This window comes from Amycolatopsis sp. NPDC114505, from assembly GCF_055633615.1.
The window spans coordinates 540,096-546,228 of record NZ_JBVKDV010000005.1 but is presented as its reverse complement, the minus strand read 5'-3'; the positions used below and the strand labels follow the sequence as shown (position 1 = coordinate 546,228).

Genomic DNA, 6,133 nt, shown 5'->3' with positions numbered 1-6,133 from the left:
ACTCGGCTCGGCTCGGCTCGGCTCGGCTCGGCTCGGCTCGGCTCGGCTCGGCTCGGCTCGGCTCGGCTCGGCTCGGCTCGGCTCGGCTCGGCTCGGGGGAAGCCTGCCCGCCACCACGTGCCTGAGCCACCGGCTCGGTTCACCCGATGTCGAGTGAACCGAGCCGAGGGCTCGCCGGCTCAGGAAGCCGCGGCCACGATCGCCTGCTCCACCTCGCGCCGCCAGCCCGGCTCGATGCGGCCGCCGCGGGGCGTCACCGCGAACGAGTCCACCACCGCCCCGCCCAGCGTCGAGACCTTCGCCCAGCGGACCTCCGCGTTGCACCGGCGCAGCGCGCCCGCGACCCGGAACAGCAGGCCGATCCGGTCGGCGGCGCGCAGTTCGAGGACCACCGTGTCGGGGCCGCTCGTCTCGTCGTCGAACCAGAGCACCTTCGGCGCGACCGGGGCCGCGTCCGGCGAGCCGTAGTCGCGTTCCTTCGCCGCCAGCCGCTGGGTAAGCGGAAGGGTGCCGGCGACCGCGCGGGCGAACTGCTCGCGCAACAGCGTCGCGTCCGGCAACGAGCCGAACTTCGGGGACGCTGTGAAGACGCCGGCGCGCCCGCCGTCGTGGCCGCGCAGCACCGCCGAGTGCACTTCCAGGGAGTTCAGCGCCAGCACGCCTGCCGCCGGCGCCAGGAGCTCCGCGCGGGCCGGCACGGCCAGCAGCACCGTGACGACCTTGCCCTGGGCACTGATCCGGATCTCGCCGGTCCCCGAGGCCACCGCTTGGGCGACGAGCTCGCGCTGTTCGTCGTCCATCGGTTCGGGCGCGGTGAACCCCTTGCCGTGCAACACCTCTTCGCAACCGGTGACGAGCTGGGCGAGCAGCCGCGCCTTCCAGTCGGTCCAGACGCCGGGACCGGTGGCGAGCGAGTCGGCCTGGGTGAGCGCGTGCAGCAGCTCGACCAGGACGAGGTCGCTGTCCAAGGTCTTCACCACGCGCGCGACCGTCTCCGGCTCACTGATGTCGCGGCGCGTCGCGGTGTGCGGCAGCAGGAGGTGGTGACGGACCATCGCCGACACCGTCGCCGCGTCCGCCGGGCTCAGCCCGAGCCGCGTCGCGACCTGGAGGGAGATCTTGGCGCCCAGCTCCGAGTGGTCGGCGTCGCGGCCCTTGCCGATGTCGTGCAGCAGCGCGCCGATCAGCAGCAGGTCCGGCCGTGGCACCGTGGTGGTCAGCTTGGCCGCCTCGACGCAGGTGCGCACGAGGTGCCGGTCGACCGTCCACTGGTGCACCGGTGAGCGTGGCGGCAGGTCGCGGACCGCGCCCCACTCGGGGAACAGCCGGGCCCACAGGCCGGTCCGGTCGAGCGACTCGACGGCGTCGACCAGCCCCTCCCCCGCGCCCAGCAGCTCGACCAGGGCGTTCAACGCCTCGGGCGGCCACGGCGCCCGCAGCTCCGGCGCCGATTCCGCCAGCGCCTTGAGCGTGCCGAGCGCGATGGGCCTGCCCGTGCGCGCCGACGCCGCGGCGACCCGCAGCAGCAGCGCCGGGTCCTTCGCCGGGACGGCGTCACGGGCCAGGGAGACCTCGTTCCCGTGCAGTACCACGCCTTCGGCGAGCGGAGTGCGGGACGGCCGTCGCCCGAAGCGCGGTTTCGGCGGCTCCACAGTGGACCGGAGCGCGACGTCCAGCGCGTACGCGATCGTGCGTCCCGCACCGGAAAGCTTGCGGGCCAACGTGAAACGGTCACCGAAGCCGAGTTCGGCGGCCACCAGCTCGGCCTCCGGCGCGGACAGGATATCCCGCTCGCGCCGGATCTCGCGCCGCAGCTCGGTGCGGACGTCGAGCAAGAGCTCCTTGGCTTCCAGGAGCTCTTCGCCGGGCCGCGCGGTGAGCTGCGCCGCGGCCAGTGCTTCCAGGACGGCGAAGTCCCGCAGCCCGCCCCGCCCGTGCTTGAGGTCGGGTTCGGCGGACTGCGCGATCTCGCCGCTGCGGGCCCAGCGCTGCCGGACCGACGCCGTCATGTCCGGGATCTGCTTGCGCGCGGTGCGGCGCCACTGGTCGCGCGCCGCGGAAACCAGCCTGCCGGTCAGCTCGGCGTCCCCGGAGAGGTGCCGGGCGTCGAGCAGGCCCATCGCCGTGCGAAGGTCCTCCGAAGCGACCTTCAGCGCTTCGCCGGGTGTGCGGACCGAGTGGTCCAACCCGACTTTCGCGTCCCACAAGGGATACCAGAGCGCGTCCGCGATCTCGCCGACCTTGCTGTTGCCGTTGTGCACCAGCACCAGGTCGAGATCGGAGAACGGCACCAGCTCCCGGCGGCCGAGCCCGCCCACGGCGACCAGCGCGACACCCGGTTCCGCGGTGTCGACGCCGGCCGCCGAAGCGCCCCTGCCCAGCCAGAACTCGTAGAGGTCGACCAGGGCCGCCCGCAGTGCGGACGCCCCCAGCCTCCCGTGCCTGCCCTCGAGCAAACGCTCGGTGGCCTTGACCAGTTCGCCCCCGTCGGCCATCCCAGACGCCTATAGAGCGTCCGTGCCGCGCTCACCGGTCCGTACCCGGATGACCGTCTCGACCGGCGTCACCCACAGCTTGCCGTCGCCGATCTTGCCGGTGTGCGCGGCCGTGGTGATGGCCTCGAGGACCTTCTCCACGTTGGTGTCGTCGGTGACGACCTCGATCTTCAGCTTGGCCACGAAGTCCACCGAGTACTCGGCGCCGCGGTAGACCTCGGTGTGGCCCTTCTGCCGGCCGTAGCCCTGGACCTCGCTGACCGTCATACCCAGCACGCCCAGCTGCTCGAGCGCGGAGCGGACGTCGTCGAGCGTGAACGGCTTCACAATCGCCGTGATGAGCTTCATGCCTTGCTCTCCTCGAGTTTCGCGGCCGGGGCGGTCTTGACCGGGATGGTGGACGGAGCGCCACCGCCGGACAACCCGGTGAAGTCGTACGCGCTCTCCGCGTGCTGAGCCTCGTCGATGCCGGTGACCTCGTCCTCGGTGCTGACGCGGAAACCGCCCGCCTTCTTGATCGCGAAGCCGATGATGAAGGACAGGAGGAAGGAGTACGCGAGCACCGCACCGGCGGCCGCCGCCTGACGACCCAACTGGGTGAACCCGCCGCCGTAGAAGAGACCGTCGGCGCCGAGCGCGTTGACGCTCGTGGTGCCGAAGAAGCCGATCAGCAGCGTGCCGACGATGCCGCCGACCAGGTGGACGCCCACGACGTCAAGGGAGTCGTCGAAGCCGAACTTGAACTTGAGCGAGATGGCCAGCGCGCAGAGCACACCGGCGATCAGGCCGATCGCGATCGCCCCGAGAGGGCTCACGAAACCACACGCCGGGGTGATGGCGACCAGGCCGGCGACCGCACCGGAAGCCGCACCGAGGGTGGTCGGCTTGCCGAACTTGAGCTGCTCCACGATCAGCCAGCCGAGGACGGCGGCCGCGGTGGCGACGGTCGTGTTGGTGAACGCGACGGCGGCGAGGTCGTTGGCGGCCAGCGCCGAACCCGCGTTGAAGCCGTACCAGCCGAACCACAGCAGGCTCGCACCGAGCAGGACGAACGGCACGTTGTGCGGGCGGCCGGTGTCCTTCGGCCAGCCCTTGCGCTTGCCGAGCACGATCGCCAGCGCGAGACCCGCGGCACCGGCGTTGATGTGGACCGCGGTACCACCGGCGAAGTCGAGTGCCTTGAGGTTGTTGGCGATCCAGCCACCGACCGCGTTCTCACCGACGAAGCCGTTGAACGAGAACACCCAGTGCGCGACAGGGAAGTACACGACCGTCACCCAGACGACGACGAACAGCGTCCAGCCCCAGAACTTCGCGCGGTCGGCGATGGCGCCGGAGATCAGCGCGGGCGTGATGATGGCGAACATCAGCTGGAACATGACGAACGCGAGCACCGGCAGCGCGTCGGTGCCGGGCCACGCGACGGCGGGCGCCGAGTCGGTGGCGGCGACCGCGAAGCCGGCGAGCTTCCCGAAGGTGTTCTCCAAGCCGGCGAAGTGGAAGTTACCGACGAGGCCGCCGAAGGCGTCGTCCCCGAACGACATCGAGAAGCCGTACAGGGCCCAGAGCACCCCCACCACGGCCAGCGCGATGAAGTTCATCATCAGCATGTTCAAGACGCTCTTCGCGCGGACCATGCCGCCATAGAAGAACGCCAATCCTGGTGTCATGAGCATGACCAGCGCGGCGCTGGCCAGTACCCATGCGGTGTCTCCTGCGTTCAGCACATCGTCCTCCCGTGCCCTGGGTGTCCTGCGAAGGCAGTTTTGGCTCGCGGTGTTTCACGAGGCGGCGCGAGAGGTTTCGCCCGCGTGAACTGTCCGTGCCCGGTTGTTACGGCCAGGTTTCCCGGGACGTGTCCTGGAGTGTCCGGTTGCGTTACGTCGTGGTCGAATATCCCCATGACCTCGAGTGACCACGGGAATGACCCACTGCCACCAAGGGTCGTGGAAGCGTTGCGCTGTTCGGTGTGCGGCGCTCCGTTGGAGGCCGTAGATCGCACACTGCGTTGCGCGCAGGGTCACTCGTTCGATCTAGCTCGACAGGGTTACGTGAACCTGTTGCACGCGCGAATCCCGGCCGGGACGGCGGACACGGCACCGATGGTCACGGCCCGCGCGGACTTCCTGGCGTCGGGCGCGTACCGGCCGCTCGCGGACGAACTGGCCCGCGTGTGCGCGGAGGCCGAGGGTCTCGTGATCGACGCGGGCGCCGGAACGGGCTACTACCTGGCGCACGTCCTGGAGGCGGCCCCGCGCAGCTTGGGATTGGCGCTGGACGTCTCCGCGGTGGCGTTGCGGCGCGCGGCCCGCGCCCATGACCGGCTGGGTGCGGCGGTATGGAACCTGTGGGAGCCGTGGCCGGTGGGCGACGAGGTGGCGTCAGTGGTGCTGAACGTCTTCGCGCCGCGCAACGGGCCGGAGTTCCACCGCGTCCTGCGTCCCGGCGGTCTGCTGACGGTCGCGTCCCCGGCCCCGGACCACCTCCGCGAGCTGGGCGACCTGGTGTTGTCGGTCGACGATCGCAAGGACGAGCGCCTGGACGCCACCCTCGGCGAGTACTTCGCCCGCACCAGCCGGACGGAGGTCCGCCGGACGGCGCAGCTCAACCCCCAGCAGATCCGCCAGGCGGTGGAGATGGGCCCGACGGCATTCCACCTGGACCGCGGCGGCCGTCGTGCCCGGCTGGACGCGCTGACCGAGCCCCAGTCGGTGACGGTGTCCTTCACGGTCGCCACCTACCGGCGGCTGTGAAGGCGTGTTGGAAGGCTCCGCAGTCGTCGATCTCACCGGCCCCCGTCGCGAAGGTCTGGAAGGCTGGGCGACGTGAAGCCCGACTGGACCGCACCCGCGACCCTGCTCGCGGACGCGGAGTGGGTCCGCGCCCGCATCGGCGGCGCGGCCAAGCTCTACGGCTGCGCCCCGCCGGAGGTCCTCGGCACGATCTGGTGGTACTCGCTCTCGTCGGTGCTCGTGGCCCCGGCGCTGGAGAGCCTGGTCGCCGCAACAGAGGGCGTCACCGACCCGTTTTCGGCCGGCTGGATGCAGCACTCGGCGAGCGAGCCGGCCGGCTCGGCACCGGCTGACCAGTCGGGGACCGCCCGTCCTCCGGCCGACCAACTCGCCGCCACCCATTCCCCACCGCCCGCACCGGCCGATCAGCCGGCCGCCCGCCGGTCCCCTCGGTTCCAGTTGGCCGACCCATCGCTCGACGCCATGGAGATCGACCTCGTCGCCGACGGCCGGTTCCTCGGCGCCCGGTCCACCCGTTCCCTCTCCGGCGGGCTACCCGAGCTGGGCGCTGCGTTCGGCGAGGCGCTCGGGGCCGCCATCACCACGATCGCCGGCGTCACCGGGGCTCGTGCGCGCGCCCTCGGCGCCATCGCCACCGACTCGATCGGCAACCGGCTGCTGTGGACACCCGACCCTGAGCGCGCGATGGCCCTGGCCGAGCCGCTCGTCGCCGCGATCGGCCTGGGCCTGCCGAAGCCCCGTTTCGTCCGGGTCGGCCGGGCACCTGCTGTGCGTCGCGCGTCGTGCTGTCTGATCTACGAGGTCGGCAACCCGAAATGCGTGAGCTGCCCCCGCCAGACGCCGGCCGAGCGCGACGCGCGGCTTCGCGCCGCCCTGCGCTGACCC

General features: G+C 71.5%; 5 protein-coding genes. 2 read left to right on the top strand and 3 right to left on the bottom strand.

Going from position 1 to position 6,133, the window contains the following annotated elements; all coding sequences use genetic code 11:
• Positions 1–179: 179 nt before the first annotated feature.
• Genes ACZ7OU_RS45450 through ACZ7OU_RS45440 form a run of 3 tightly spaced genes read right to left on the bottom strand, consistent with a single transcriptional unit; the run spans position 180 to position 4,222 of the window.
• On the bottom strand, positions 180–2,495 hold the full coding sequence (locus ACZ7OU_RS45450; RefSeq protein WP_470260024.1) for a [protein-PII] uridylyltransferase: 2,316 nt from the start codon (positions 2,493–2,495) through the stop codon (positions 180–182).
• Positions 2,496–2,504: 9 nt separating this feature from the next.
• Positions 2,505–2,843, bottom strand: coding sequence for a P-II family nitrogen regulator (locus ACZ7OU_RS45445; RefSeq protein ID WP_086855863.1), 339 nt, complete (start codon positions 2,841–2,843; stop codon positions 2,505–2,507).
• Positions 2,840–4,222, bottom strand: coding sequence for an ammonium transporter (locus tag ACZ7OU_RS45440; protein ID WP_470260023.1), 1,383 nt, complete (start codon positions 4,220–4,222; stop codon positions 2,840–2,842). The genes ACZ7OU_RS45445 and ACZ7OU_RS45440 overlap by 4 nt, the downstream gene beginning before the upstream one ends.
• Before the next feature lie 174 nt (positions 4,223–4,396).
• Between ACZ7OU_RS45440 and ACZ7OU_RS45435 the strand changes: the two genes are divergently transcribed.
• Both ACZ7OU_RS45435 and ACZ7OU_RS45430 read left to right on the top strand, forming a co-directional pair.
• The gene (locus tag ACZ7OU_RS45435) at positions 4,397–5,248 is read left to right on the top strand and encodes a putative RNA methyltransferase (protein ID WP_470260022.1); all 852 of its coding nucleotides are present in this window, start codon (positions 4,397–4,399) and stop codon (positions 5,246–5,248) included.
• Between the two features lie 288 nt (positions 5,249–5,536).
• Positions 5,537–6,130 (top strand): (2Fe-2S)-binding protein, encoded by a 594-nt coding sequence (locus ACZ7OU_RS45430; RefSeq protein ID WP_470260170.1) that lies wholly within the window; start codon positions 5,537–5,539, stop codon positions 6,128–6,130.
• Positions 6,131–6,133 lie beyond the last annotated feature (3 nt).